23 protein-coding genes are annotated in these 25,667 nt (G+C 59.7%); 17 read left to right on the forward strand and 6 right to left on the reverse strand.

Features of this window, described 5'->3' with window-relative positions; all coding sequences use genetic code 11:
• Positions 1-67 precede the first annotated feature (67 nt).
• From J2887_RS08585 to rraA, 8 genes are all read left to right on the forward strand, one after another.
• Positions 68-2,083, forward strand: a complete 2,016-nt coding sequence (locus J2887_RS08585; protein ID WP_227175558.1) for a TonB-dependent receptor domain-containing protein — start codon at positions 68-70, stop codon at positions 2,081-2,083.
• Between the two features lie 94 nt (positions 2,084-2,177).
• The gene (tsaA, locus tag J2887_RS08590; RefSeq protein WP_227175559.1) at positions 2,178-2,672 is read left to right on the forward strand and encodes a tRNA (N6-threonylcarbamoyladenosine(37)-N6)-methyltransferase TrmO; all 495 of its coding nucleotides are present in this window, start codon (positions 2,178-2,180) and stop codon (positions 2,670-2,672) included.
• Positions 2,672-4,279 carry an ABC transporter substrate-binding protein gene (locus J2887_RS08595; protein WP_227175560.1) on the forward strand — a complete coding sequence of 536 codons (1,608 nt, stop codon included), beginning with the start codon at positions 2,672-2,674 and terminating at the stop codon, positions 4,277-4,279. The genes tsaA and J2887_RS08595 overlap by 1 nt, the downstream gene beginning before the upstream one ends.
• 103 nt (positions 4,280-4,382) lie before the next feature.
• On the forward strand, positions 4,383-5,294 hold the full coding sequence (locus J2887_RS08600) for an ABC transporter permease (RefSeq protein ID WP_227175561.1): 912 nt from the start codon (positions 4,383-4,385) through the stop codon (positions 5,292-5,294).
• 3 nt (positions 5,295-5,297) lie between these two features.
• Positions 5,298-6,131: an ABC transporter permease gene (locus tag J2887_RS08605; protein WP_227175562.1), complete on the forward strand. Its 834-nt coding sequence runs from the start codon at positions 5,298-5,300 to the stop codon at positions 6,129-6,131.
• Positions 6,128-7,765, forward strand: coding sequence for an ABC transporter ATP-binding protein (locus J2887_RS08610; RefSeq protein ID WP_227175563.1), 1,638 nt, complete (start codon positions 6,128-6,130; stop codon positions 7,763-7,765). The genes J2887_RS08605 and J2887_RS08610 overlap by 4 nt, the downstream gene beginning before the upstream one ends.
• A 242-nt stretch (positions 7,766-8,007) precedes the next feature.
• On the forward strand, positions 8,008-10,341 hold the full coding sequence (gene ppsA / locus J2887_RS08615) for a phosphoenolpyruvate synthase (protein ID WP_394373280.1): 2,334 nt from the start codon (positions 8,008-8,010) through the stop codon (positions 10,339-10,341).
• 130 nt (positions 10,342-10,471) lie between these two features.
• Positions 10,472-10,954, forward strand: a complete 483-nt coding sequence (gene rraA / locus J2887_RS08620; protein ID WP_227175565.1) for a ribonuclease E activity regulator RraA — start codon at positions 10,472-10,474, stop codon at positions 10,952-10,954.
• Positions 10,955-11,043: 89 nt separating this feature from the next.
• Here rraA and J2887_RS08625 read toward each other — a convergent pair whose 3' ends face one another.
• From J2887_RS08625 to J2887_RS08635, 3 genes are all read right to left on the reverse strand, one after another.
• A complete protein-coding gene (locus tag J2887_RS08625) occupies positions 11,044-11,340 on the reverse strand; it encodes a PilZ domain-containing protein (protein ID WP_316973641.1) in 297 nt (98 codons plus the stop codon).
• Between the two features lie 220 nt (positions 11,341-11,560).
• A complete protein-coding gene (locus J2887_RS08630) occupies positions 11,561-12,232 on the reverse strand; it encodes a TIGR04211 family SH3 domain-containing protein (protein ID WP_316973642.1) in 672 nt (223 codons plus the stop codon).
• 99 nt (positions 12,233-12,331) lie between these two features.
• The gene (locus J2887_RS08635) at positions 12,332-12,631 is read right to left on the reverse strand and encodes a YciI family protein (protein WP_227175566.1); all 300 of its coding nucleotides are present in this window, start codon (positions 12,629-12,631) and stop codon (positions 12,332-12,334) included.
• Positions 12,632-12,769: 138 nt separating this feature from the next.
• Here J2887_RS08635 and J2887_RS08640 point away from each other — a divergent pair, with 138 nt between their 5' ends.
• Positions 12,770-13,630, forward strand: coding sequence for a PHP domain-containing protein (locus tag J2887_RS08640; protein ID WP_227175567.1), 861 nt, complete (start codon positions 12,770-12,772; stop codon positions 13,628-13,630).
• An 18-nt stretch (positions 13,631-13,648) separates the two neighbouring features.
• Here the strand turns inward: J2887_RS08640 and J2887_RS08645 are convergent, their stop codons facing one another.
• The gene (locus J2887_RS08645; protein WP_227175568.1) at positions 13,649-14,188 is read right to left on the reverse strand and encodes a YecA family protein; all 540 of its coding nucleotides are present in this window, start codon (positions 14,186-14,188) and stop codon (positions 13,649-13,651) included.
• 3 nt (positions 14,189-14,191) lie between these two features.
• Positions 14,192-17,536: a ribonuclease E gene (gene rne / locus J2887_RS08650; protein ID WP_227175569.1), complete on the reverse strand. Its 3,345-nt coding sequence runs from the start codon at positions 17,534-17,536 to the stop codon at positions 14,192-14,194.
• Positions 17,537-18,279: 743 nt separating this feature from the next.
• On the opposite strand from rne, the gene rluC reads away from it, so the two are divergent.
• The 3 genes from rluC to J2887_RS08665 all read left to right on the forward strand — a co-directional run bounded on the left by rluC (position 18,280) and on the right by J2887_RS08665 (position 21,060).
• Positions 18,280-19,293: a 23S rRNA pseudouridine(955/2504/2580) synthase RluC gene (rluC, locus tag J2887_RS08655; protein WP_227175570.1), complete on the forward strand. Its 1,014-nt coding sequence runs from the start codon at positions 18,280-18,282 to the stop codon at positions 19,291-19,293.
• 22 nt (positions 19,294-19,315) lie between these two features.
• The gene (locus J2887_RS08660; protein WP_324197264.1) at positions 19,316-19,969 is read left to right on the forward strand and encodes an HAD-IA family hydrolase; all 654 of its coding nucleotides are present in this window, start codon (positions 19,316-19,318) and stop codon (positions 19,967-19,969) included.
• Positions 19,970-20,046: 77 nt separating this feature from the next.
• On the forward strand, positions 20,047-21,060 hold the full coding sequence (locus J2887_RS08665) for a S49 family peptidase (RefSeq protein ID WP_227175572.1): 1,014 nt from the start codon (positions 20,047-20,049) through the stop codon (positions 21,058-21,060).
• On the opposite strand, the gene J2887_RS08670 is transcribed toward J2887_RS08665, so the two are convergent.
• Complete coding sequence (locus tag J2887_RS08670) at positions 21,036-21,653, reverse strand: Maf family protein (RefSeq protein WP_227175573.1); 618 nt, start codon at positions 21,651-21,653, stop codon at positions 21,036-21,038. The genes J2887_RS08665 and J2887_RS08670 overlap by 25 nt on opposite strands.
• Before the next feature lie 175 nt (positions 21,654-21,828).
• Here J2887_RS08670 and J2887_RS08675 point away from each other — a divergent pair, with 175 nt between their 5' ends.
• The 5 genes from J2887_RS08675 (at position 21,829) to fabG (ending at position 25,571) form a co-directional block, all read left to right on the forward strand.
• On the forward strand, positions 21,829-22,374 hold the full coding sequence (locus tag J2887_RS08675) for a YceD family protein (RefSeq protein ID WP_227175574.1): 546 nt from the start codon (positions 21,829-21,831) through the stop codon (positions 22,372-22,374).
• An 81-nt stretch (positions 22,375-22,455) separates the two neighbouring features.
• Positions 22,456-22,635 carry a 50S ribosomal protein L32 gene (gene rpmF / locus J2887_RS08680; RefSeq protein WP_227175575.1) on the forward strand — a complete coding sequence of 60 codons (180 nt, stop codon included), beginning with the start codon at positions 22,456-22,458 and terminating at the stop codon, positions 22,633-22,635.
• Between the two features lie 40 nt (positions 22,636-22,675).
• Positions 22,676-23,701 carry a phosphate acyltransferase PlsX gene (gene plsX, locus J2887_RS08685; RefSeq protein ID WP_416381913.1) on the forward strand — a complete coding sequence of 342 codons (1,026 nt, stop codon included), beginning with the start codon at positions 22,676-22,678 and terminating at the stop codon, positions 23,699-23,701.
• Between the two features lie 133 nt (positions 23,702-23,834).
• Positions 23,835-24,773 (forward strand): ACP S-malonyltransferase, encoded by a 939-nt coding sequence (gene fabD, locus J2887_RS08690; RefSeq protein WP_324197259.1) that lies wholly within the window; start codon positions 23,835-23,837, stop codon positions 24,771-24,773.
• Positions 24,774-24,827: 54 nt separating this feature from the next.
• Positions 24,828-25,571, forward strand: a complete 744-nt coding sequence (gene fabG, locus J2887_RS08695) for a 3-oxoacyl-ACP reductase FabG (protein ID WP_227175577.1) — start codon at positions 24,828-24,830, stop codon at positions 25,569-25,571.
• Positions 25,572-25,667 lie beyond the last annotated feature (96 nt).

Here is a 25,667-nt window from a genome sequence, read left to right on the forward strand (position 1 = left end):
GGCAAGGAATCTATCAGACAGAATAGCGAATGCAACTCGTTCTCATTATTCATGCTGGTAACAATCTATGTTGGATATTTCTGCTGTTCTCTGCCATGGACGTGCTTCACAGGCCGCTCGTGACCAGCCGTTGCCGACGGCGGTCCTGTGCTGGGTTGGTGTGTTGGCTGCCCCTGGAATTGCTCAGGCGCAACAACCGGTTACGGTCAACCTTGAGCCCATCGTTGTTAAAGGCACACCGCTTGAGGATGCCTCGCCTAATGTCATCGACGAAGGGAAGATCAGGCTGCAGCAACCGACGACGCTCAATGAGCTGTTCTTTAGAAGCAGCGATGTTTCGGTGAGCGGTGGGAACCGCACGACCGCGCAAAAAGTCTACGTGCGTGGTCTCGAAGACACTCGGCTCAACGTCACCATTGACGGGGCCAAGACGTCTGGAACGCTCTCCCCGCATAACGGCAACAATGGCATTGATCCGTTTATTCTCAAGCGCGTGACGGTTGATGCGGGCCCTGGCTCTGCGCTGTCCGGTCCGTCTGCGCTGGGCGGATTGATCGCCTACGAAACCAAGGCGGTTGAGGACTTCCTGTTACCCGATGAACGGTTTGGTGCTGCTGTGCGGTTGTCTGGCCAAACCAATGGCGAGCGGCTGTCTCCTGGCGCGGCGGTCTATGGCATGCCCGACGACCGCATCGGGTTTGTGTTCTACGGTTCCAAAGACAACGCCGATAACTACCGCGCCGGTAACGGCGAGGATGTCACCTACACCGATAACGAACCGCTTAACCTCTTCGCCAAACTGCAGTATCAACCCGCGGAAGCCCATGCCATCAACTTGAGTTCGATCTATCGAGAGGACAATGGCCTGCGCGCCGCCCAGGTGAATTTCGGTGTTGATCCCTCGCACCCTCGCGCCACAGCGGAAGATCAGGAGCACATACAGCGCACCAGTACCGTGTCCTATGAGTACGCCCCAGCCAGCAGCCCCTATGTGAATCTGGTCGCCTCCATTCAGGAGAATGAAACCGAATTGAGGCGATTGCGGGCCAGTAACCAGACGGCGTCATGGCGAAGCCGAGGCGCAAACATCCAGAACCGGTCGACGATCGGACAGTTTTACGTTGTCTATGGCGTTGAGTATTTGTCAGAACGATCCCGCGGGGCGGTTGCTGCGACGGTTGATGAATCGGAAACGGCCAGGAACATCGGCGCCTTCCTTCAGCTGGACTACAGCCTGTCGGAGCAGTGGCAACTCAGCGCTGGCTTGCGCTACGACAACAGCGCCCTGACAGACCTCGCGGGAAACGATTATGACGGCGCCAACGTCAGCCCGAACGTCGGTTTGACGTTCGCACCCATTGGCGGACTGACGTTCTCGGCATCTTGGGCGGAGGCGTTTCGTGGTGTTCAACCCGCACCGGGGCTGAATCTCATGGCGGGCATTGATGCTGGAGCCACTGATACCTCGTTGGAGGGCGAAGTCTCAAGAGCGTTCGAACTGGGTGTTGACTATGTCTGGCGTGAGTTTGTAGTCGGCGTCACCGCATTTCAAACCGACATCGAGGATGTCGTTCTTTTTGGCGGCCGTGGCGGCGCACCTTTTTCCCGCAGCAATGGCGGCAAAGCGGAAATCTCCGGGATAACCGCAAACCTTGGCTATCACTGGCACAACTGGGTTACCCAGGCGTCGTACACGCAGACCGAAACGACGTTGGGTGGGCGCCCGGTCAGCCCGGATGACTGGTACGACGGGTTCGCGCCGCAGGGCGACAAACTCGCGGTCGCCGTGGGGTATCAGTTCCGTCCTGCAGACCTGTACCTGGAATGGAACAGCGTGTTCGTGTTTGCCGAGCGCGACCTGCCGGAAAGCTTCACGTCGGCAGACAAATTGTCTGGTTACCACGTTCATGACGTTTCCCTGTTCTGGCGGCCGCAGGCGCGACAGGAGTTCAGCGTTGCTGTCACGAACCTGCTGGATGAAGCCTATGTGGCACACGGAACGCCCTATAACGTGCCCGGAGGCACGACCAATCTCTATGAAATGGGGCGCAGCGCCCGTTTAACTGCGCTGCTGAGGTTCTAGGAGAGCCTCTGAGTAACTTCGAATCCTGTCCCTGATATCCCGGCAATCTGCTGACCATTAAACGTATTTATGACCACATCCAGGAGAACCCGCTATGTCTGCCAACAGCCAAGATACCGTCATCAAACTGACTGCGATCGGTAAAATCAGCACGAACGCCGATGCGCTCAGTGAGTGTGTGGCCTCAAGCCGACTCAACAGTGATGAGAGCCTGATTGAAGTAAGGCCAGAGTTGGAAGAGGCCCTGACAAACATCCAGCTCGCAACGCACTTGATCGTACTTTACTGGTTCGAACAGGCGGACCGGACTGTGCTGATGCGTACGGTTAGGCCTGGCGAGTCCCTGCGCCGGGGCGTATTTGCAAGTCGCTCGCCGAATCGTCCCAACCCGGTGGCGCTCAGTATCGTCAGGTTGCTGGAGCGGGATGGCAACCGCTTGCGGGTCAGTGGGCTTGATTGCCTCGACGGCACATTGCTCCTGGACCTCAAGCCCTATGTACCGTCTGACGATCGTATTGACGATGCGCGCATCGGCTGGGAAGGGGGCTGTGTCTCGACCTGTCTTTGTAACGAGGAGGTTGAGCAGTAATGTCGACGGGCCGGAACGCGCTCCTTGGTATTGGTGGACTGGGAGGCTTTGTTGTTGCCATGGTCGTTATGTTGGCTGATCAGCCTGATGCAACACTGGCCTCTGCTGGAGAACATGTGCTCGTGATCACCCAAGCGGATGGCGATCAGGGGTTGCTTGCGCCTTTTGCGCATCGTCGTAATGGTCTCGGCTACCTCTACACCAGCTATGTGTTTGACAGCCTGGTGGGGCAAGATGCCCATGGCAAGGTCGCTCCGGCACTGGCTGAATCCTGGCAGGAGTTGGATGGTGGCCTCGCCTACGACATCAGACTCCGGCAGAACGCGCACTGGCATGATGGCGTGCCGGTGACGGCGGCCGATGTTGCTTTCACATTCTCCTACCTGTCATCCCACCCATACCCCTTTGCGACTGTAGAGGGGATTGCATCGGTTACCGTGATCTCTGACACGCAGATTCATCTGACGCTGAAGCAGCGGGACGCGAGCTTTCTGTCCCATACACTGATGGCCTTACCGATACTGCCTGAACACGTTTACGCCGATCAGGCGAGGCCCGAGCGCTTCACCGGATTAGACGCCGCGACCGGAAGCGGGCCTTACAGAATGATCAGTTATGACAAGGTGCAGGGCCGTTACCTGCTTCAGCGCAACAGGGATTACTACGATGGCGCTCCCCGGTATGAGCAACTGGCTCTGGTTCGCATGGCTCCGGATCGCGCGATTGAGGCAATGCGGGCCGACGAGGTGGACATCGTTTCAGACTTGCCCATGGACCGGGTCGAGTATGCCAAAAAGCAGGGGTTGAACGTGGTAACGGCGCTGGGAAATCACCCCGTACGCCTGGTATTCAACAGCGGTGGTTCGATGGGTGACAGAAACCTGCGCCGGGGGATCGCCTATGGCATTGATCGGCAGGCACTGGTGAAGATCGTACACCGTGGTGACGCGGTGATCGCAGAAACCGGGCACTTGCAGCGAGGCTCGCCGTGGTTTTCGGTGCAAAGCCGCCATCGCAATTACGCCTTTGACCCTGAGCAAGCAGCCGTGCTTTTCGAAACGTCGGGCTGGCAATCCGACGACGGAGTCTGGCAGGCAGGCGGGCGTCCTGTTCAGTTGCGCCTGATCACTGACAAACGACATGCCCAGATGGCGACGGTCATCGCCGACCAGTTGGAAAGGCTTGGCATTGGTATTGCCCTCCGCGTTCTCGAGCGCGGTGCGCTGCAAGAGCGAATCGCCAGCGGTGATTACGATCTGCGGCTCTCTTCCAGCAGCGCCATGGGTGATCCAAACGGATTACGGGACCGGGTTCTTGGTGACAATTGGCGAAGCGACCGTTATCCCGACCACCAGGGCGACATCGGGGCCGTTCTGGATGCCCAGGCGAGAGCGTCGGATGCGGTGGAACGAAAAGCCCTTCTGGCGAGATTTCAGACGCTCTATGCAGAAGAGCTGCCCGCCTATATGCTCACCAACCCCTACCTGGCGACCGCCTATAGCAATCGGGTTCATCCTTACTACCTGCCAGACGGCGTCGCCATCGGCATACCGCTGGCGTTGCCCAAGTCAGTCTTTCTGGCTTCGCCTTCTCTCGCGGGCCAATAGCGTGTCGTTCAGTCTGTTAACCGCCGTGTCGAAAGCGTGCGGGCATGCTCAGATACCCGGACTGCTACGCGGGTTTGCGACGCGACTGGCGGTTTTCTCACTGTTGCTGACGCTGACCTTTGCATTGCCCCGGCTGTTGCCGGGTGACCCGGTGGAACTGTTGCATTCATCCGACCTGATGAGAGAACTCACCGCAGCCGAAGAACAGCAGCTCTATCGCTCAATGGGCCTGGAAGGGAGCTGGCTTGATCAGTTTGGGGGGTATATGGCGGCCGTCCTGCAGGGAAATCTGGGGTATTCGATTCAACATGGCGCGGCGGTATCGCAGTTGCTGGCACATGCGTTGCCGTGGACCGGGCTGTTGATCTTGGGCGCGATGCCCATTGCCCTGCTCATCGGAGTAACCGCCGGCATCGAAGCCGGGCGCTGTCCCCACGGTCCGTTCGACCTGATTGCAACTGGCTTGATGACCTGCCTGTCGAGCGTCCCTCCCTTTGCCTGGGCGATTCTGCTTGTGCTGGTATTCGGCGTGATGTGGCCGATATTGCCGCCGGCCGGCGCCCAGTCTGTCATGCCTCCACACGGTGCGGTGCAGCGAGCCATCGACATTGCCTGGCATGCTGTCTTGCCGATGCTGTCCCTCGCGTTGCATGAAGTGGCCAGATTCTATTTTCTGTGCCGCGGTGAGGCCGTTGGCCTGTCGTCGCGCCCGTTTATCGTCAATGCCCGGGCGCGCGGTCTTGGTGGCCTGCGCGAGCGCATCCACTATTACGGTCGCAACCTGCTGCCTGCTGTGCTTGCGCGTTTGAGTGACTCTGTCACTGGCCTCGTTGGTACCGTGGTGTTTGTTGAAATCGTGTTTTCCTATCCCGGGCTCGGTGGATTGATCTATGACGCCATCGGGGATCGAGACTATGTCCTGCTACAGGGAGCGGTGCTGTGGCTCGCCGCTTTCGTGCTGCTGATGAACTGGTTGCTGGATGCCGTCGTCAGCGTACTCGCGCGCAGGGGGTAATGCATGGCTTTTAGAGCGTCGGAGGCCGGTCACCGGAAGGGCGATTGGAGATGGTGGGCGGCGCTGATTGCACTACTGTCGGCCGTCACGTTCGCAGGTCTGTTCACTTCCGAGCCTTACCGGACGAGTACCGATGTGTTGATGCCGCCGTCCACACAGCATTGGCTTGGCACCAATGCTGTTGGTCAGGATGTGTGGACCGGGTTGCTCTTGGCGGCGCCAAATACGGTTGTCATTGCGTTTACCTCCGCTTTTCTGGCTTTGGCCATCGCCGTGTTCTTTGCAATGGCAAGCGCGGTCGGAGTACCACTGGTGAGGGCAGGGATACTGCGCATGGTCGACATGTTTCAGACCATCCCGGCGATACTCTTCCTTCTGCTTGTGGCCGCCTGGGTGCAGCCGGGCATGCTGGGAATTGTGCTGATCATCGGGTTGAGCGCGTGGCAGGACGATGTGCGCGTTATCCGGGCTGCTGTGCTGCGCGAGTCGACGCGGGAGAATGTCCAGTATGTCAGGCATCAGGGTGGGAGCTGGCTCCACTGTGCCCTTCACCATCTGATTCCCGCTGTTTGGCCATTGCTTGTCAGTCTGTATCTTCAGGCAACGCGCCATGCCGTCATGAAAACGGCGGGCCTGGCGTTCCTGGGCCTGACGGACCCGCGCCTCCTGACCTGGGGCGGCATGATGCAGGGTGCGATGGATCATCTTTACGGTGATGCATGGCGTTGGTTGCTTGTTCCGCCGGCTGTGTGTCTGGCCATGTTTCTGTATCTGGTTCTTTCCCTCGGCAAAATTGCAGAGCGGCAATCCATGGCGCGGTCATCGGTGGGCCCATGATTCGGGTTGAGCGTCTTTGCCTCCGGGTGTTCGACAACCTTGTATTGAGGGATATCTCGTTTCAGGTTGACCGTGGTGAAACACTGGCTTTGGTGGGCGAGTCCGGCGGTGGCAAGACCAGTCTGGCACGCTTGATGGCCGGTCTGCTTCATGGTCAGCCGTCCCGCCAACAGCGTGGTTGTGTCAGAGCACCTGGCCGCTTCCGCTGGTCAGGTACGATCCGGTTTGATGGTTTTGAGATTCTGAGAGCCCGCCCCCGGCAGGTACAGGCGTTCCGCGTCCGTGAACTCGGCTGGCTCCCCCAGGCACTGTCAGATGCCCTGAACCCGAACCTTACCGTCATCCAGCACGTTCAGGAGCTGCTGGAGGCCGGTGGTCGCACGTGCGCTGATGCACATGCATTGTGTGCCGCACACCATATTCCTGCCGACCTGCATCATCGCTACCCGTCAGGACTGAGCGGCGGAGAAATCCAACGCGTGCTAGCCGCATTGGCAATGGCGAACAACCCGCGGTATCTCATCCTTGATGAGCCGACGGCGTCGTTGGATCACGGCAATCGCGAGCGTGTAATCGAGTCGTTCGGCAAAGGCCGTGATGAACGATGCCAACTGCTGATAACCCATGACCTGGATCTGGCCCGGAGGATCGCTGATCGCATTGGCGTGCTCCGGAATGGCCGGCTGGTTGAGGTCGGGCCGGTTGCAACCGTGTTCGGCTGTCCCGAGCATGACTATACCCGTAAGCTCCTGGGCATCCGGCATGAAGCAACGTTTTCCGGCTCTTGGTGTGGTGGACGTGCGCAGGCCGCTATTCCGGAGCCCGGTTTGGGGCGGGCTTGCCATCAGCTGGTCCGTGATGGTGTCTCGCCAGACCCTGACTCATCAAAAGAACCGTGCCGTCTTGCTGAAGGTCTGGAGATCCTGGGTCTATCCCACGAGTACAACGGTCAGCCGGTGCTCGAGGATATCTCCCTGTTTGTCCCGATCGGTACGTGTCTTGTCGTGACAGGGAAAAGTGGCTCCGGAAAATCGACCTTGGCCCGCTTGCTGGCGGGGTTTGAGCCGGTTCGGAGAGGGAAAGTCACCTGGCGCAGTCCTTTGCATCGGGAAGGTGCTGGCCGGAGCAGCTTGCGTCCGGTGTTGATCTCTCAGCACCCTCACAGGGCGTTGGCGCCTCATTTCAGTGTTTGCGATGTCCTTGCAGAGGCGTTCCAGCTGGAAAATAACAAGCGCGGTTCTCTGCGGGCAAAAAGTGCCGGCGTTGGTATTGAGCGAATGATCTCGCTTCTTGATCGGGTAGGGTTGCCAACGGCAAAAGCGTTCCTGCAACGCAAGACCGCCGCACTGTCCGGTGGCGAAGCCCAGCGTCTGGTGATTGCGCGGGCCCTTGTGGGTAATCCTTGCTGCCTTGTAGCCGATGAACCCACGTCCGCGCTGGATATGGCATCATGCCAGCAGGTCCTGATGCTGTTGGATGAATTGAAGCGGTCCGGGAAGGTTGCGATCGTCGTTTTTACGCATGATCAGCGTGTTGTGCGGCACCTGGCCGACCAGACTGTCTCGCTGGGAGGCGGGCGGCTGCAGCCACTTTCTGTCGGGCAGCGGATGGCTGATGTTCAAGGGAGCCTCTGATTCACTCCGTATCGCCTCTGCGCGGCTCAGCCCATCGTGGATGCCACACGGAGTTTTTAAGAAGCTCCCTAGGTAAACGCTTCAGGTTACAGTATGATACACCGCAAGTTCGAGCGCTTGGATGAGCCTTACAGGGTAACAGTCCACGAGCGACCCGGTTCTGACTGACAGCGCTCTTTGCTTTTCAGACTCATGGGAGACGCGTTTTGGAAGATTACATTATCTGGTTTGAAAACCTGGGAATGTCCGATGTTGACCGGGTCGGGGGCAAGAATGCATCCCTCGGTGAAATGATCAGTAATCTCGCCAACGCTGGTGTTACCGTTCCGGGTGGATTTGCCACCACGGCCCATGCCTATCGTGAATTTCTGGCCAAAGACGGTCTCAAGGACCGTATCGATAACGCGCTGGATGCCCTCGATATCAATGACGTGAACGAGCTCGCCCGTGTCGGTGCCGAGATTCGACAGTGGGTTATTGATACGCCGTTCCCGGCGCAACTGGAAGAAGCCCTGGAAACGGCCTACGACCAGCTGCGAAACGGCAACGACAATCTGGCTGTTGCGGTGCGTTCCTCGGCCACGGCAGAAGACCTGCCGGACGCTTCCTTTGCCGGTCAGCAGGAAACCTTCCTCAACGTGGTTGGCCTCGACAAGGTCAAAACGTCGGTTAAGGAAGTGTTCGCCTCGCTGTTCAACGACCGCGCGATCTCCTATCGGGTACATCACGGCTTTGATCACAAGCTTGTTGCGCTGTCGGCAGGCATCCAGAAGATGGTTCGCAGTGAAACGGCCGCCGCGGGGGTGATGTTCACCCTGGACACCGAATCCGGTTTCCGTGACGTGGTGTTTGTGACCGGCTCCTACGGTCTCGGTGAAACGGTGGTTCAGGGTGCGGTCAACCCGGATGAATTCTATGTCCACAAGCCCACCCTGGAGGCCGGCCGGCCTGCGGTACTGCGTCGTAACCTTGGCAGCAAGGCCATCAAGATGGTCTACGCCGGCCCGGATTCCGACCATTTCGTGGATACCGTGAAAGTCGAGCAGGAACAGCGAGGCCTGTTCTGCATCACCGACGAGGAAGTGTCCGAGCTGGCCAAGCAGGCCATGATCATTGAGCGGCACTACCAGCGTCCGATGGATATCGAGTGGGCCAAAGACGGTGACGACGGTCGCATCTACATTGTTCAGGCCCGTCCGGAGACCGTTAAGAGCCGTGCGGCGGCCAACGTTATGGAACGTTACCTGCTGAAAGAGCAGGGCAAGGTTCTGGTTGAGGGACGCAGCATCGGCCACAAGATCGGCAGCGGCCCGGTCAAGGTCATCACCAGCATCAACGAGATGGATCGGGTTCAGGCGGGCGATGTGCTGGTGACGGACATGACCGACCCGGATTGGGAGCCGGTGATGAAGCGTGCATCCGCGATTGTGACGGATCGCGGTGGCCGTACCTGTCACGCCGCCATTATTGCCCGCGAGCTGGGTATTCCGGCGGTTGTGGGTTGTGGCGACGCCACCGAAGTGTTGAAGGAAGATCAGGAAGTCACCGTGTCCTGCGCCGAGGGCGATACCGGCATGATCTACGAGGGCAGCCTGGACTTTGAGCTGCGCGAGAACACTGTCGATTCCATGCCGAACATCCCGTTCAAGATCATGATGAACGTGGGTAACCCGGATCGTGCCTTCGACTTCCAGGCGCTGCCAAATGAGGGTGTTGGCCTTGCCCGTCTGGAATTCATCATCAACCGGATGATTGGGGTACATCCCAAGGCACTGCTGAACTTTGACAGCCTGCCGCGGGACATTCACCAGACGGTCGAGAAGCGCATCTCCGGTTACACCTCACCGGTGGATTTTTACGTCGACAAACTGGTTGAGGGGATCTCCACTCTGGCGGCAGCCTTCGCGCCGAAAAAGGTGATCGTGCGCCTGTCAGACTTCAAGTCCAATGAGTACGCCAACCTTATCGGCGGCACGCTGTACGAGCCAGACGAAGAGAACCCGATGCTGGGCTTCCGGGGCGCATCCCGTTACATCTCAGAGAATTTCCGCGACTGCTTTGAGCTGGAATGCCGGGCGCTGAAGAAAGTCCGTGATGAAATGGGGTTCACCAACGTCGAGATCATGGTGCCGTTCGTGCGCACCGTTGGCGAAGCCCAGCAGGTGGTTGAGCTGCTGTCACAAAATGGCCTCAAGCGTGGCGAGAATGGGCTGCGGGTGATCATGATGTGTGAGCTTCCCGCCAATGCGCTGCTGGCAGACCAGTTCCTCGAGCACTTCGATGGCTTCTCCATCGGCTCCAACGACCTGACCCAGCTGACACTGGGGCTGGATCGGGATTCCGGCATCGTGGCGCACCTGTTCGATGAGCGCAACGACGCCGTCAAGGCGCTGCTGTCCAATGCCATCCAGGCTTGCCGCAAGGCCGGCAAGTACGTGGGAATCTGTGGTCAGGGCCCCTCGGATCATCCAGACCTGGCCAAGTGGCTGATGGATCAGGGCATCGATACCGTTTCCCTGAACCCGGATTCGGTGCTGGATACCTGGTTCTTCCTCGCTGATGAGAAGATTGACTGACCGGGGCACCAGAACCCCGGCATATAACGACCTTCAGGAGCCGCCCTGGTCACATGTCGACGGGCAATCATGTCGATGGCTGGGGCGGCTTTGAATCGTCTATACGCAGAGTTAGAAGGAGAGATGAACGGTGCCAATCGTAACACCCGATCTTTGTGATGATTACCCGGAGATTCAGGTCGTCGAGCCTGGGTTCCGGAACTTTGGTGGCGTTTCCGCCTTTGGTGGCGAAATCGTTACCGTCAAATGCTTTGAAGACAACTCGGTGGTCAAGGAGCAGGTCGGTCTGCCTGGCAATGGCCGGGTGATGGTTGTTGACGGTGGCGGCTCCAAGCGCAACGCGCTACTGGGAGATATGCTGGCGGAGAAGGCTGCAAGCAACGGCTGGGCCGGGCTGGTGATCTACGGCTGTATCCGTGATGTCGATGTGATCGGTGATACCCAGCTGGGTGTTCAGGCTTTGGGCACCCACCCCCGAAAGACCGACAAACGCGGTATTGGCGATCTCAATGTGCCGGTGACCTTTGGCGGCGTGACCTTCCATCCCGGTCACTACATCTACGCCGACAACAATGGCATCGTCGTGTCAGAGCAAGCGCTGAACGTCGATTGATCTGAGTTGCACGCCGGTAGCCTGTAAAAAGAGCGATCCATCGGATCGCTCTTTTTCGTTGTAGGGTAGTCGCGGCTCCAACTGCCGAATCAGTGTTTGACCTTGACGATGGTGGTGCCCAGCAAGAAGCCCTCGCCCTCAGGGGTACTGCGAAGGACTTTGCAGATGGTCTCAAAGGGAGGGAACTGTTCGTTGGTTGAGGGCATCAGGGTCTGGATTTCTGTCCCTTCGGCGATTGGCTGCTCCACGTAAAGCTGCATTCCCGTGCCGCTCAGGTCCCTGCAGATCGCCGTGTAGGTCTGGCCTGAACTGTCTGTGATCTGAATTTCCGTGTTCACCTGCATGCGGTGGAAGTCACGTTTCTCTGAGTAGTCTTTCATGGTCATAGACATCACGGTACCTCAAGCGCGTTGTTTTTGTAGTTATAAGATGTACTTCGTCCAGCGTCAAAGAACGCATAGTCATAACGAGACCTGTAAGCCAAATATTTAGTGTTAGCTTGGGTTGCTACACACCATATGTGGTGTTTTGGCTCGGCTCGGCTCGGTCCCGGCTTTTTCCGGGCTGCCCGTGGTGAGACCGGCCGGGCAGCCCTCAGGAAGCCTGTCAGGCCCAGTTATCGGTTTTCTTGCTGGGTTTCAGCAGCGGGATGATCAGTGCCAGCAGTACCCCAAGCAATACCAGGCCAGCGCCCAGCAGCATGAAATCAGATTCGCTCTTGGTTTCCAGGCGCTCCTTCTCGGCGGTGAGAACTTCCACGTCGTTGAGCAGGCGCTGGTTCTCCTCCTGAAGTTCGCGGTTTCGCTTCTCCAGATTGAGGGCGTTGGCGGAGATTGCCTTGATGTTGGCCAGCTCTTCGCTGAGGGATTGGGCGCGGGTCTCAAGGTTGCTTTCTGATGACGCCAGCTGATTGCGTTCCTGCTTCAACTGGGTCAGCTCGGCCTGCAGTGTCTCCAGCCGGCTGCGGGCCTGTTCCAGTTCCTTGTTGGCCCGCTCCAGGCGGTCCCGGGCAATGGGGGTGTCGGTCAGGTAACGGGTTGGCAGCCAGCCTTCGATGCCCTCCCGGGTGCGGACCCGGCTGTAGCCGGAGTCGCTGGTCTCCAGCAGCTCTACCGCTGTGCCACTGCGCAGGCCCCGGTGCAGTATCCGGAACTGGGTGCCCTCACCGCTGCGTACTGGCGCCATGAGCATGTCGTCGATGTACATGGTTCTGGCCTGGGCGGGCAGGTTGATGGCGAGGAGCAGAAAGGCGCAGGCGAGCAGGCGGATAAGCTTCACTGGAGTCAGTTCCTGAGGGATGAATGAAAGCGGTAATTTTGTCATAGCTAACCTTTGGATCAAGGTGAGCCCGATTACAAAAAGCTCATGCGCTCCCGGTCAGGGCAGAACGCGCTTGAATGGTTTAACGGTGACGTTGCTGTAAACGCCGGCATCCACGTAGGGATCGGCATCGGCCCATTGCTGGGCGGCTTCCAGTGACTCGAACTCGGCAATGACCAGGCTGCCGGTAAAGCCCGCGTCACCCGGGTCCTCGGTGTCCAGGGCAGGGTGGGGGCCGGCGATGAGCAGGCGGCCTTCTGCTTTCAGTGCGTCAAGGCGGGCCAGGTGGGCCGGACGGGCGGTTTTTCGGTGGGGCAGGCTGTTCTCTACATCTTCACTGATGATGGCGTAGTACATGTGGGTCTCCAGAGTGTCATCCCGGCAGAGGTGAACCAGTATTGCAGGGGCTGGCCAGGTTGGATCGGGCCAAACGGCAATACAGCCGTTCCCGTGGCTGGTACACTGCCGACGGATTCCTGTAACAGATGAGTAGCCGTGACTATACCCCAAGGGACCTCCCTCTGCATTGATCTTCACTGCCACAGCACTGCCTCTGATGGCACTCTGACGCCCTCGGAACTTGTTGATCGGGCAGCAGCGATGGGCGTGACCCACTTGGCACTTACCGATCACGACACCATCGACGGTCTCACCGAGGCACGGTCGAGGGCGGTTGACGCCGGGCTGGCCCTGATTAATGGCATCGAGCTGTCCTGCGTCTGGCGCCGGCAAACCATTCATGTGGTTGGGCTGGATTTTGATGTCGAGGACAGCCGCTTTCTTGCGCGTTTACAGGCTCAGCACGACAACCGCTGGCGTCGCGCCCACAAGATTGCCGAGCGTCTGGAGCGGAAAGTACCCGAACCTCTGCTGGATCTGGCGACCGAGCAGGCCGGAGGCGATGTCCCTGGTCGTCCCCATTTTGCCAAGGCGCTGATCGCCCAAGGCGTCGTTAAGAACATGAATCAGGCGTTCAGTCGCTATCTTGGCAACGGTAAGCCCGGTGACGTCAAGGCTTTCTGGCCAGAGCTTGAGGAGATTGTTGGCTGGATTACCGACGCCGGGGGGGTTGCCGTGCTGGCCCATCCCCGTAAATACGGTTTGACCGGCAGTAAATTGCGCCAGTTGGTGGCGGATTTCCAGAGCGCCGGTGGCCGGGCGATGGAAGTGGCGACCTCCGGGCAGCAACGCGGCGATCTGTCGTTTCTGGCCGAATTATGTCGAGGTAGTGAGCTGATGGCATCCCAGGGCAGTGATTTCCATTTCCCGGGAGCAAGCTGGTGTGAATTGGGGCGGTTTGAAACCCTGCCTTCAGGGCTCACGCCCGTCTGGCAGGGATTTCGTACCCCATTGTAGGGGAAGGCCCGGAGTCACTTACTCCGGGGCGTGGAACAGCAGGTAAAGGTCGGTGAGTGTGTCAGGAATGGCGTCCGCCATCTGGCGGCTGAGCTTGTCGCTTTCCCGCGCCTTGCGGAAGTCTTCATCATCGAACAGTCCTGACAGAGCCATCATCGGAACCAGCAGGTTGGCGGTCTCATCTTCATCGCCGGTCAGCCATTGCTCCTCATTTTCCAGGAAGGTGTCGACGAAGCCGGCGCACCAGTTCTCCAGCGCGTTCATCGGGTCGCCATCTTCCGGTTCTGGCAGTTCTGGCGGTTGTCCCATGGTCAGCTCGCCGCGCATGGCGTCGGCGAGCTTGGTAACGGCGGAGGAAAACACCTCAGGCACGCCGGAGGATGGCAGCTGGTCCATCCCCGTTGCCAGGCGGAAGATGTCCTCAGCTGTCAGGGACACCGGACCGACCACGCTGGCACAGACGACCCCGTGGAGGCCGAAGAAATCCAGGGCTTCCTCGCCCCAGGGTTCTGCGAACAGGATGTCTTCCAGCGCTTCGATCTCAGTGTTGCTCAGCATGCCTTAGTTCCCCTCGGCTTTCTTGGCAGCTTCTTCTGCTGCTTTCTGACGTTTCCGCACTTCCCTTGGATCGTTGTAGGCGCGGCCTGGTGTTACCGGTGGTTCATCGGCTTTCGGCGCCTTGCTTTCAGCCGGCTTCTCGTCAGCTTTTTCCGCCTTGGTGGCAGGTGTGGCTGCTGCCTCCGGTTTGGCCTCAGGGGCCTTGCTGTCCTTGGCGTCATTGTCCGCAGTTTTCGCGGCTGGCGCTTTGGGCTCAGCGGTCGGTGCCTTGGTCGGTTCAGGCTGGGGCTTGGCTTCCTGCTTGTCGACCTTGCTGTCCGCTGGCTTCACCTCGGCGTTGCGGGCCGGTTTTTTAGTGTCAGCCTCAGCTTTCTCTGCTTGCTGAGTCTGAGCCGGAGTGGTGCCGGCGTCGACTTTTGCGGCAGGCGCCTTGGCTTCGGCTGGTGTGGCCGCAGGCTTGTCTTTCGCTTTGGCTGCGTTGTCGTCGGCGTTCTTTGACGATTCCTTGGTTGCGTCCACCGTATCGCCGGCTTTGCGCTCACCGGCTGCCTTGGTCGCCGGTGACGGCTGCTCGGTAGCGATGTCCTTCTTCGCCTCAGACTTGTCGGCACGGGCCGGTTCCTGGTCCTTGCGGGCGACCGCTTCCTGGCTTTCGGACTTGGCTTCGGCAGGCTTGGCAGAGGGCTTATTCTCGTCAGCCGGTTTGCTGTCGTCCTGCTTGCCTGTCGACGGGGCGGAGTCGGGCTGTTTGTCAGTTTTGGCGGACTGATCCTTCGCCGATTCTTCCGCAGCCTTTGCCAGGGGCTGAGGTGCGCTCTCCTGCTTGCCGGCAGTGTCCGGCTTGCTGGCAGGGGCGGTCTTGGCGTCGTCGGACTTGCCGGTTTCCTGCTGACTGCCAGGCTTGGCGGCTGGCTTGTCCGCTGCCTTGCCTTTGTTGCTGCTCTCAGCTTTATCCTTGCGACCCTGATCCTTGGGCTTGTTGTCATCCTTTGGCTGGGGCTTGGCTACATCGTCCTTGCCGGTATCCTTGCCAAGGTCCTTGCTGGAGTCTGGCTGGGTGTCCTGCTGGTGGCGCTCAACCCGTGCGGTCTTGCGGTTGGCCGGAGTTGACTCTGGTGTCTCGGCAGGAGAGCCGTCGCGGTTGCGCTGGCGACGGGGCTTGCTGCGACGCTTGTCGTCACCCTGAGGCTGGTTGCGCTTGTCATCGCCCTGGCCGCGCTTGTCTTCACCACCTTTCTGGTCGCGTTTGCCGGCGTTGTCCGCCTGGTTGTCCTTCGGCTTGCCGCCGCGGGACTTGCGATCCTGATTGCGGCCACCAGACTTGCGGTCTTCGCCGTCGCGACGGTTGTCGCCCTGCTGGCCCTTGCCACGGCCCTGGCCCTGGCCGCCACCGTCACGCCCGCTGCCTTTACCGCCACGGCTGCGGTTGTCGTCGCTGTTGCGGCCCTGGCCGCCGGACTCCTGTTGCCGGCGCTCCTGGCCGCTGCGCTTGTCCTGGCGGTTGCCTTCGTCTTTGGCGACCCGTGACTTGCGGCGGTCCTGGCGGCCCTGATTGCGACGATCCTGGTTGCGGTCAGCCTGTTGCTGACGGCCTTCTTCCTGTTCGTTTTCCTGCTCACCCTGGAAGAACAGCGCAATCTTGCGACCCAGGCGACGGAACATGCCTTCGTCCGATGTTGGCTCGCTGGCGGCTTGTTCTGCAGCGGCTGGCACAGACGCGGGGCTGGGGGCCGGCGCAGTCGGGCGAATCGCCTTTACGGCCGCTTCCTGGCGTGGTGCCGCCTCGCGGCTGGCGAAGACTTCGATCTCTTCTTCTTCCCGGTCGGAGTATTCCTGGGCTACCTGGTAGCTGGAGACCGGCTCGCTGCTGGTCTCGTCTTCCCGCATCCTTACGATCTCGAAATTCGGGGTTTCCAGGTGGGGCGCAGGCACAACGACAATGCTGACTTCCTGGCGGGCTTCGATGTCGGCCAGTTGCTTGCGCTTCTCGTTGAGCAGGAAGGTGGCGACCACCACCGGCACAATGGCGCGAACCTCGCCGGTCTTGTCCTTGGAGGATTCCTCGTAGATCAGGCGCATGATGCTGAGAGCAAGAGACTCAATGCCCCGGATGGTGCCCTGACCATTACAGCGTGGGCAGACTTCACTGCGGGTTTCGCCGAGTGAGGGCCGCAGGCGCTGGCGTGACATCTCCAGCAGGCCGAAACGGGAAATCTTGCCGACCTGCACCCGGGCGCGATCAAGCTCGAGTGCCTGACGGACCTTGTTCTCCACTTCGCGCTGGTGCTTGGCGGGGGTCATGTCGATAAAGTCGATCACGATCAGGCCGCCCATGTCTCGCAGACGCAGCTGGCGGGCGATCTCTTCAGCGGCCTCCAGGTTGGTCTGCAGGGCCGTCTCTTCGATATCGTGGCCTTTGGTGGCGCGGGAAGAGTTGATGTCGATGGACACCAGGGCTTCGGTGGGATCGATGACGATCGAGCCGCCGGATGGCAGTTTTACTTCGCGCTGGAACGCGGTTTCGATCTGTCCTTCGATCTGGTAGCGGCTGAACAGCGGGATTTCATCCTTGTACAGCTTGATCTTGTTCTCGAACGACGGCATCACCGCGCGAACAAAGTTCAGCACGTCTTCGTAGACCACCTCGGAATCAATCAGTACTTCGCCAATGTCCTGGCGCAAGTAGTCCCGCACGGCGCGGATGATGACGTTGCTTTCCTGGTGAATCAGGAATGGCGCCTTGCGTTTGCCGGCGGCGTCGGTGATCGCTTCCCAGAACTGGACCAGGTAGTCCAGGTCCCACTGCAGTTCTTCGGAGGTGCGGCCAATGCCGGCGGTGCGCACGATGATGCCCATGTTCTTCGGCACCTGCACGTCAGACATGGCTTCCTTCAGCTGGGCGCGTTCTTCCCCTTCGATGCGACGGGAAATACCGCCGGCGCGGGGGTTGTTCGGCATCAGCACCAGGTAGCGGCCGGCGAGGGAGATGAAGGTGGTGAGGGCGGCGCCCTTGTTGCCGCGTTCTTCCTTGTCGACCTGGACAATGACTTCCTGGCCTTCGGACATCACGTCCTTGATATTGATCTTGCCTTCGATCTGGCCGGGCGATTTCTTGAAGTATTCCTTGGAGATTTCCTTCAGCGGGAGGAAGCCGTGGCGTTCAGCGCCGAAATCGACAAAGGCGGCTTCCAGGCTGGGCTCAACCCGGGTAATGCGGCCCTTATAAATATTGGCCTTTTTCTGCTCGCGGGTACTGGATTCGATATCAAGGTCAAACAGCCGCTGGCCATCCACCAGGGCAACGCGCAACTCTTCTGGGTGAGTTGCATTGATCAGCATTCTTTTCATGGAAAGAATTGTTTCCTGTCGGTTGTGTGACAGAAAACCGTGGGGAGGGCATCGGCGAAGACCAACGTACGCACCGCCAAGCCGCAGGGCTGGCGATCAGACCTGTCATAGCTCGGCGAGTGGCCGTTGCATGGATCTGTTACTGCTTGCTGTCACCCGTTCCCCGGGGGGAATCTGGCGGCAGTGATCACTCAGTGTCTTTTTGCGCATGTGGCTCGTAGTCAAGTTCACGCGGGTGCCTGGGTCTCACGTCATATTCGTCTGCTGGACGGCCCGGCCCTGCGTGTCAGTAATCTTTCTTCGCGATGTTGCCCGACGGTTTTCCGCTCGGTTAAACAACTAGCCTCTGCTGTGATGACGCTCCTGGTTGGGAGTCGTTCAGGGCACGTTGGCAAGGGAGGTCGGTTCCTGGCGTCACGCCCGGACGGCCGGAAGCACTGACGATACGTTTACCCTTGGGTTGCTGTATCAAGCTTCGTTGATCCGGGTGAACGCAATCGGCGGACTCACCCCGCTGCCTCGGCGGAGGCACTCTGCGCGCCGAAACCTGTCATGATCGGTTAATCGGCGTTCAAACTGTCAAATAGTGTCGGTATACTTCTGCCGCTCCGGCGGTTGGCATGAAGGCCAGGCCGTATACAAACAGCAGAGCACGCCGGAATATAACAGTAATCCTCTGGGGCATCAATCCCGATCCGGCACGGTGTCCGACCTCCCCATTTTCCGGCATTATTTCAGGTGTTATGAGACCCAATTCCAGACGCAGGCAGCCATCCCATTCGACCCCCAGGCAACCGTCAGATCCGGCTCCGGGCCAGGAGCGTTCAGGGGTTCGCTGGGTGACCGTGGACGACGATACCGCCGGCCAGCGGGTCGATAACTTCCTTCTGGCCCAGTTGCGGGGCGTCCCCAAGAGTGTGGTGTATCGCATTTTGCGGAAGGGAGAAGTGCGGGTGAACAAGGGGCGGGTTAAGCCTGACAGTCGGCTGAAAGCGGGCGACCAGGTCAGGATTCCGCCGGTCACCCAGAAGAAAAAAGAAGCGCCGGTGGTACCGGGAAGCCGGGTTCAGGCGGTCATGGAAAACGCCGTGGTGTTCGAGAATGAGCAGATGCTGGTGGTGAACAAGCCCTCCGGCATCGCGGTTCACGGCGGCAGCGGGCTGGATTTCGGGCTGATCGAGGTGCTTCGGGCAGCCCGTCCGGAGGCGCGTTTTCTGGAGCTGGTGCACCGGCTGGACCGGGATACGTCCGGGTTGGTAATGGTGGCCAAGAAGCGGTCAGCGCTGCGCTTTCTTCAGGATGAGCTGTGCCAGAAGCGGATTCGTAAGCACTACCACGCCCTGGTGGCGGGGGACTGGCCCGATGCGCTTGATCGTATCGACGAGCCGCTGTTGCGATACGAGATGAGTAATGGTGAGCGCCGGGTTCGGGTAGACGCCGAGGGCAAGGCGTCGCTGACGCTGTACCGGGTGCTGGTGCGTTACCCGGGTTATACCCTGGTGCAGGCCTCTCCGGTGACCGGACGGACCCATCAGATTCGGGTGCATAGCACCTGCGCTGGTCACCCCATCGCTGGGGATGACAAATATATGGACGACGCCAGTCTTAAGGCCTTTCGGGCGGCCGGCGGGCAGCGATTGATGCTGCATGCCCGGTCGCTGGAGTTGACCATGCCGGGATCAGAGGAGGCGGTGAGGTTCGAGGCGCCGTATGATGAGGCGTTTGACGCAGTATTGGCGCGGATGGCGCGGCGATGAATTCAGCTATTCGGGGGCAGGTGTGAGTCAGCAGCAAAAGGTTGTTATTTTTGATTGGGATGGAACCGTGGTGGATTCCATTGAGCACATCGCTGATTGCCTTCATCAGGCAGCCACGGATCTCGGGTTTCCGGCCCTGGAGCGGGCGGCCTATCGGGATATCATCGGCCTGGGAATGGTTGAGGCGCTCGAAGCGCTTTATCCGGGCATCAGTCGGGATGAGATGAAGGCTATCCGTGACGGATATGGCAGTTACTTCTTCGCTCGCATGGTGACGCCGAAAGAGGTGTTCGAGGGAATGGCCGACATATTGGTGGATCTCAATGCCGGCGGCCGGCACTGTGCGGTCGCGACCGGCAAAAGTCGGCGCGGACTGGACCGGGCTCTGGAGAGCAGCGAGCTGGGCGGGCACTTCGCGCTGACCCGCTGTGCTGATGAAACCCGCTCGAAACCGGACCCTGCGATGCTGGAGGAGATTCTCGCGCATTTCTCAATCGCCCCCGATGAGGCGGTGATGATCGGGGACACCCGCTATGACCTTGAAATGGCCCGTCGTATCGGCATGCCGTCTATTGGCGTTGAATGGGGTGTTCACGATCGTGAGGAGCTCGGCCGCTACGAACCCCTGGCGGTTGTAAGTGAGGTGGCCGAGCTGCGTGAGGCGCTGGGGCTGTAGCTGTGCTTCGCAATGATATTGGGTTGTGCGTGCGCACAAGGAGTTAACTGTCAATGGAAAGGAAGTAGGAAGAGCTTATGTCTGAATGGGATTCGGGTCGACAATCCGTCGTGGGTGAGAGGCCGGTGCCGCCGACGGGTGTGGCTGGTGCGCCGGAGCAGGGGCGTGACTGGAAGTTGATCGAGAAACTGGTGATGTCGCTGCAGTCTGAGCAGCGCAGGAGCCGGCGCTGGGGCATCTTTTTCAAGCTGCTGACGTTTACCTACCTGTTTGCATTGCTGGCGTTGCTGGTGTTTCCGGCGGGGCAGGGCATGCAACCGTCTGTGGGAGAGCATACCGCGCTGATTGAGGTGACTGGCACCATTGCCGCTGATGAGGACGCCAGTGCGGATAATCTGGTGGGCGCTCTGCGGGAGGCTTTCGAAGAGGAGAAGGCCAAGGCGGTGGTCATGAGGATCAACAGTCCGGGAGGAAGTCCGGTTCAGTCTGGCTATGTGTACGATGAGATTCGCCGGCTGCGGGAAGAGTACCCTGACAAGAAGCTCTACGCGGTGATTGCTGATATCGGTGCGTCTGGTGCCTACTACATTGCGGCCGCGGCGGATCAGATCTATGCCGATAAGGCGAGTCTGGTGGGCTCGATTGGCGTGATTGGTAGCGGCTTTGGCTTTACCGGGCTGATGGAAAAGCTGGGCGTTGAACGTCGGCTTTACACCTCGGGTGAGAACAAGGCCTTCCTGGACCCGTTCTCGCCGGAGAAAGAAGGTGAGGTGGCGTTCTGGGAAGAGGTGCTGGAGACCACCCATGAGCAGTTCATCGCGCAGGTTCGCGCCGGTCGGGGCGATCGTCTGGTGGAAGATGACCGGCTGTTCAGCGGTTTGGTCTGGACCGGCGAGCAGGCGCTGGAGCTAGGTTTGATCGATGCGCTTGGCAGTTCCTCGTACGTCGCCCGGGATGTTGTGGGTGCCGAAGACCTGGTGGACTACACCCGGGGCGGCTCGCGCCTGGAAGAGTTTATCGAGCGCCTGGGCGCCTCTGTGGGCGCCGGTTTTGCCGAGCAGGTGGTTCAGTCCCGGCTGGAGATGCGATAGCGCTCCGCCAGGAGGTCGAGACCCCAGTCTTCCAGCAGGTCGCACAGGGCGATCAGTGGGAGTCCGATCAGGGCGTTGGGGTCGCGGCCATTCAGTGAGCTGAACAGGGTGATGCCCAGGCCTTCCATGCGGAAGCTGCCGGCGCAGTCGTAGGGTTGCTCAACCCTGAGGTAGTGCTCGATGTCCTGTTCAGACAGTGCCCGGAACTGTACGTCAAAAGGTTCGCACAGCACGGCGGCGCGCCCGGATCGGGTGTCCAGCAGGGCGAGACCGGTCAGGAAGCGGACGCTTCTGTCGCGGCAGCGGCGCAGTTGTTCCACGGCGCGGTCGTGGGTGTGCGGTTTGGTCAGGACGGTGCCGTCATCGAGGGTGGCGACCTGATCCGAGCCAATGATCCAGTGGTCGGGAAATCTGGCCCGCAGGGCTTCGGCTTTTTGTCGTGCCAGGCGCTGGACCAGTTTCGTGGCGGATTCGTCCGGCTGGCTGGATTCATCAATATCCGGGCTGGCGCAGTCGAACGGCAAGCCGAATCGTTCCAGCAGCTGTTTGCGGTAGGGCGATGAAGACGCCAGCACAAGTTGGGGTAAGGTCATGATTCGCTCGGGCTCTTGAGGGCTTCGAAGGCGAGCTTACCACAGGGGCTGGGGCGGTATTTGGCGGAGATTTTCGGGTTCGGGGTCAATAATAGTCGATGGTTGACCGAAAATTGAACGCCAGGGCCACGAAGTCTTTGACAGCCGGGGGGTAGAGCCCTAGAATTGCGCGCCTATGTCAAACGCCGAATTGCCCAAGATCGTCGATCCCTACAAACTTGCCGAACAAGGTGAAGTGCTTGAGGGAACGATTCCGCTGAAACAGCTGGACCGCTTCGCCGATTGCATTGTCGGGATGGATGAAGACGGGCACTGTCAGGTCAAGCTGTCATTCTCAATGGATGACGAGCGGCGCCGGATCGTATCGGGACAGCTGGATACTCAGGTACAACTGGAGTGTCAGCGTTGTATGAATCCGATGGATGCGGCACTGACATCCCAGTTTCGTCTGGGGCTGGTGACCAGTGATGAGCAGGCCCAGCAGTTACCCAAGGAGCTCGAGCCGTTTCTGACGGATGAGTTCAATGCAGATCTGTGGACTATGGTGGAAGACGAGTTGTTGCTCGTGCTGCCGCCATTTCCGCTCCACGACCGGGGACAGTGTCCGGCCACGGAGCAGCTGGAGGCGCTGGAAGAGGATGATGCCGAAATGGATTCCGAGGAATCCAAGCGGGACAATCCTTTCAGTGTTCTGGCGGGTCTGAAGACGAAAAAACATTAACGAATGTAGCTGGCGGAACCGCTGCAAGGTGGTTTCGCTGCTGTTTATACGAACGCTAGTTTCAAGGTCAGGAGCATAATCATGGCTGTACAGCAAAACCGGAAAACCCGCTCTAAGCGTGGCATGCGTCGTTCCCACGATGCTCTGAATGCTGCCACTCTGTCCACCGACGCCACCACAGGTGAAGTTCATCGTCGTCACCACGTCTCTCCGGACGGCTTCTACCGTGGCAAGCAGGTAGTTGAAGCGCGCGACGAGTAATCGTTGCGCCTGATACCGCCCTGTGTCTGACGGAACCGTGGTGAAATCGGTCACCCTGGCCGTCGATGCCATGAGTGGCGATCGCGGGGCTGCGGTAGCAGTCAGCGCGGCGCTGGCGGCGGTAACAGAAAACGAGGCCTTGAGCGTCATTCTGGTTGGTATCCGGAGTGAGCTTGAGGCCTTGTTGTATGGGGTGGATCGTGATTCCGGGTCGGCCGGCCATCCCCGAATCAGCATTGCTGAGGCGGTGGATGTGGTGCGGATGAATGAGCGTCCCTCCCACGCCCTGCGGCACAAGCAGAATGCCTCCATGGCAGTGGCGCTGCGGCTGGTTCGGGATGGCGAAGCCCAGGGCTGCGTCAGTGCCGGTAATACTGGCGCGCTGATGGCGTTTGGTCGTTCGATCATCCGCATGTATCCGGGGATTGAGCGCCCCGCCATCACCAAGCTGATTCCCTCCCTTCGCGGTCGCTGTCACGTCCTGGATCTGGGCGCAAATGTCGATGCCAGTGCCGAGAACCTCTACCAGTACGCTCTCATGGGCTCGCTGATGGCGTCTGCGATCAGTGACCTGCCTGAGCCGCGGGTGGCGTTGCTCAACGTCGGCGAAGAGGAGATCAAGGGCAATGAGCAGGTGAGGCTGGCGTCCCATCTGCTGGCTCAGTGCGATACCATCAATTACATCGGCTATGTCGAGGGCAGTGATCTGTTCCGGGATGTGGCGGATGTGGTGGTGTGTGACGGTTTTGTCGGCAATATCGCCCTCAAAACCGGAGAGGGCGTCGCCGGGTTGCTGATCGAGCTGCTGGAGCAGGCATTCAGTCGCGGGCTCTACGGCCGATTCGTTGGCTGGCTGGCGCGTCCGGTGCTTGGGCGCCTGCTGAAGCTGATGGACCCGGCCCGCCACAATGGCGCCAGCCTGCTTGGGCTCCAGGGCGTGGTGATCAAGAGCCACGGTAATGCCAATGAGCGGGCCCTGCTGGCCGCCATTCGGCAGGCAACAAAAGAGGTGGAAATGGAAGTTCCCCGCAGAATCAACGACAGACTGGACGACCTGATGCTGTGATCGATGCCACCCTCTGGCCTGCATTGCGACCAATGTCCTAGCAACTGCAGAGGCCGGCCGGTGGTTGTTGCGGGGCTTGCCTTGTACTATTGGCTAATCTCTCATTCCGCTCACAGACGATAAGATTCCCATCATGAAATCAGCCTTCATTTTTCCAGGTCAGGGTTCCCAGTCCGTTGGCATGCTGGCGGACGCGGCGGGCAACTGGCCGATCGTTGAACAGACATTCTCCGAGGCGTCGGATGTGCTGGGGTATGACCTCTGGCATCTGTGCCAGCATGGCCCTGCCGAAGAACTCAACCGTACCATGGTGACTCAGCCGGCGCTGTTGACGGCCAGTGTTGCACTCTGGCGTCAGTGGCTGGTGGCCGACGGACCACGTCCGGATTTTGTCGCCGGGCACAGCCTGGGTGAGTACAGCGCGCTGGTCGCGGCCGAAAGTCTCAACTTCCTCGATGCTGTCAAGCTGGTGAGCCTGCGGGGCGAGCTGATGCAGGAGGCGGTGCCTGCCGGCGAAGGCAAGATGGCCGCCATTCTGGGTCTGGAAGACAATGACGTGGCAGCAGCCTGCGAACAGGCGGCCGGAGATGACGTGGTGTCCGCGGTGAACTTCAATGCGCCCGGCCAGGTTGTGATCGCCGGTTCGGCGGCAGCGGTTGATCGTGCCATTGAAGCCTGTAAAGAGAAGGGCGCACGCAAGGCCATGCCGCTGCCAGTCAGCGTTCCGTCTCACTGCGCGCTGATGAAGGGGGCCGCGGAGGAGCTGGCCGGTGCACTGGATGAAGTCACCTTTAACGATGCTGTCATCCCGGTGGTGCAGAATGTCTCCGCACTTGCCGGTCAGGATCGCGATACCCTGAAAGCCAACCTCGTTCGTCAGCTTTACTCCCCTGTTCTGTGGACCGATTCCGTGCGCCACCTGGTGTCTGAAGGCGTCTCGGTGGCTGTCGAGTGTGGCTCAGGCAAGGTGCTGGCGGGACTGGCCAAGCGGATCGACCGCGGCCTGGCGGTTCACGGTATTGAACAGCCGGACTTGCTGGCGGCAGCGATTCAGGCTGCTTCGGCAAAATAATGAAGGCGAACGGCGGTTTCAGCATCTACATGAACCATTGTAAGGAAGCTTTCCATGTCACTTGATGGCAAAATCGCGCTGGTTACCGGAGCAACCCGGGGTATTGGCAAGGCAATTGCTAAAGAACTTGCAGGCCAGGGTGCACTGGTCGTGGGGACTGCCACCAGCGAAGCAGGCGCCGAGAGCATCGGTGAAGACCTCGCTGGCGCGGCCACACCCGGCTTTGGCATCGTTATGAACGTGTCGGACCCCGAGAGCATTGAGGCGGGGCTGAAAGCCGTCGCTGAGCGGGCTGGCGCGCCCCACATCCTCGTCAACAACGCCGGTATTACCCGGGACAACCTGTTGATGCGGCTCAAGGATGGCGACTGGTCCGATGTGATCGAAACCAACCTTGCCAGCGTGTTCCGCCTGTCCAAGGCGGTGCTGCGGGGTATGGCCAAGGCCCGCTGGGGCCGGATTATCAACGTCAGCTCGGTGGTTGCCGGCATGGGGAACCCCGGCCAGGCAAACTACTGTGCGGCCAAAGCCGGGGTTGAGGGATTCACCCGCAGCCTGGCGAAAGAAATGTCAAACCGGGGTATCACCGCCAACTGCGTGGCTCCGGGCTTCATCGACACCGATATGACGCGAAAACTGGACGACAAGCAGCGCGAGGCTATGATGGAAGTCATACCTGCGGGCCGTCTTGGGGAGCCGGAAGAAGTCGCTGCCGTGGTGGGCTTTCTTGCCTCGGACGCAGCCGGCTATGTGACCGGCGAAACCATACACGTCAATGGTGGTATGTACATGGGATAAGGCTTGCGCAACAATAGCCGTAATTCCTTGTTGCACAAGGCGTTAGACAGTTTGTTCGCTTGTTTGCGAATAGGCTTTAAACTAAACTGGCAATCC

It is taken from the genome of Marinobacter sp. CA1, from assembly GCF_020546665.1.
In the GTDB taxonomy this organism is placed as follows: Bacteria; Pseudomonadota; Gammaproteobacteria; order Pseudomonadales; family Oleiphilaceae; genus Marinobacter; species Marinobacter xestospongiae.

Coding starts and splice junctions, on each gene's coding strand:
- J2887_RS08625 (WP_316973641.1), bottom strand. CDS start 11,340: ATGACCATGAAAGACTACTCAGAGAAACGTGACTTCCACCGCATGCAG.
- rpmF (WP_227175575.1), top strand. CDS start 22,456: ATGGCTGTACAGCAAAACCGGAAAACCCGCTCTAAGCGTGGCATGCGT.
- J2887_RS08585 (WP_227175558.1), top strand. CDS start 68: ATGTTGGATATTTCTGCTGTTCTCTGCCATGGACGTGCTTCACAGGCC.
- J2887_RS08595 (WP_227175560.1), top strand. CDS start 2,672: ATGTCGACGGGCCGGAACGCGCTCCTTGGTATTGGTGGACTGGGAGGC.
- J2887_RS08670 (WP_227175573.1), bottom strand. CDS start 21,653: ATGACCTTACCCCAACTTGTGCTGGCGTCTTCATCGCCCTACCGCAAA.
- fabD (WP_324197259.1), top strand. CDS start 23,835: ATGAAATCAGCCTTCATTTTTCCAGGTCAGGGTTCCCAGTCCGTTGGC.
- rne (WP_227175569.1), bottom strand. CDS start 17,536: ATGAAAAGAATGCTGATCAATGCAACTCACCCAGAAGAGTTGCGCGTT.
- J2887_RS08665 (WP_227175572.1), top strand. CDS start 20,047: ATGTCTGAATGGGATTCGGGTCGACAATCCGTCGTGGGTGAGAGGCCG.
- rluC (WP_227175570.1), top strand. CDS start 18,280: ATGAGACCCAATTCCAGACGCAGGCAGCCATCCCATTCGACCCCCAGG.
- J2887_RS08605 (WP_227175562.1), top strand. CDS start 5,298: ATGGCTTTTAGAGCGTCGGAGGCCGGTCACCGGAAGGGCGATTGGAGA.
- ppsA (WP_394373280.1), top strand. CDS start 8,008: ATGTCCGATGTTGACCGGGTCGGGGGCAAGAATGCATCCCTCGGTGAA.
- tsaA (WP_227175559.1), top strand. CDS start 2,178: ATGTCTGCCAACAGCCAAGATACCGTCATCAAACTGACTGCGATCGGT.
- fabG (WP_227175577.1), top strand. CDS start 24,828: ATGTCACTTGATGGCAAAATCGCGCTGGTTACCGGAGCAACCCGGGGT.
- J2887_RS08645 (WP_227175568.1), bottom strand. CDS start 14,188: ATGCTGAGCAACACTGAGATCGAAGCGCTGGAAGACATCCTGTTCGCA.
- J2887_RS08610 (WP_227175563.1), top strand. CDS start 6,128: ATGATTCGGGTTGAGCGTCTTTGCCTCCGGGTGTTCGACAACCTTGTA.
- J2887_RS08635 (WP_227175566.1), bottom strand. CDS start 12,631: ATGTACTACGCCATCATCAGTGAAGATGTAGAGAACAGCCTGCCCCAC.
- J2887_RS08675 (WP_227175574.1), top strand. CDS start 21,829: ATGTCAAACGCCGAATTGCCCAAGATCGTCGATCCCTACAAACTTGCC.